This window comes from Sedimentibacter hydroxybenzoicus DSM 7310, assembly GCF_013403245.1.
GTDB classification, from domain to species: domain Bacteria; phylum Bacillota; class Clostridia; order Tissierellales; family Sedimentibacteraceae; genus Sedimentibacter; species Sedimentibacter hydroxybenzoicus.
In genome coordinates this window covers 1-1,023 of sequence record NZ_JACBNQ010000066.1, presented here as the reverse complement: position 1 = coordinate 1,023, position 1,023 = coordinate 1, and the positions used below count along the sequence as shown (strand labels likewise).

At 35.3% G+C, this 1,023-nt stretch carries 1 protein-coding gene; it reads left to right on the top strand.

Annotated elements, in window-relative coordinates; translation table 11 throughout:
• On the top strand, nt 1-947 hold a 947-nt coding region (locus HZF24_RS18760; RefSeq protein WP_179239890.1), incomplete at its 5' end, for an ISAs1 family transposase.
• Between the last annotated feature and the right edge of the window lie 76 nt (nt 948-1,023).

Here is a 1,023-nt window from a genome sequence, read left to right as displayed (position 1 = left end):
AATTTTTGCAAAGATATTTAGAACTGCCAAATGGAATACCATCACATGACACAATACAGCGAGTATTTGCAATGGTATCACCTGAATTTCTGCAAAGATTTCAAGTGCTATGGAATGAAATGCTAAACAGTGACGAAGGAGAAAAAGTCAAAAAGATTTTAGCAATTGATGGCAAAACGCAATGTGGAAATGGGAATAAAAATCAAAAGGCGAATCATATTGTGAGTGCTGTAGACGAAAATGGGTTTTGTCTTGGAGAAAAACGAGTAAATGAAAAATCCAATGAAATTACAGCAATACCGGAATTAATAGATGATTTAAATGTGAAAGGACATATTATTACAACAGATGCGATGGGAACACAGATTGAGATAGTGAAGAAAATACGGAAAAAACATGCTGATTATGTTCTCGCTCTGAAGGGGAATCAAGGCACCCTGCACGAGGAAGTGAAACAATACTTTGAAGATTCGGAATTATTGGCGGAGTGTGAATATACAAAAACGATGGAGAAAGCACGTGGCGGGATTGAAAAGCGTGAATATTGGCAAACAGACGATATAAGGTGGTTGGAGCAGAAGAAGGATTGGTCAGGCTTGAAATCCATTGCAATGACACGCAATACAATAACTAAGAATGACGTAGAAACAATAGAAACTCGATACTTTATAAGCAGTTTGGAAGTGAATGTTAATGAAATTGCGAGAGCGATACGTGGACACTGGATGGTGGAAAGTTATCATTGGCATCTAGATGTAACATTTCGTGAGGATGATAACCATACTCTTGAAAAGCAAGCCTCCTTTAATTTGAATATCATAAGAAAACTCGCACTAAATGTTTTGAAGATATATGAAGCAGGTAAAAAGCCTATGAGCCTTAAACTAAAGCGTTTTGCTATTTGTACTAATCCTGAAAATCATTTAGAAAATATTATGAATTTGTAACTTGAACTGGATCATATTTTTTTAAATTTAATCTTTCAATAGTTTAATTGTGAAACTCATTCATGCGTTTGTCGTG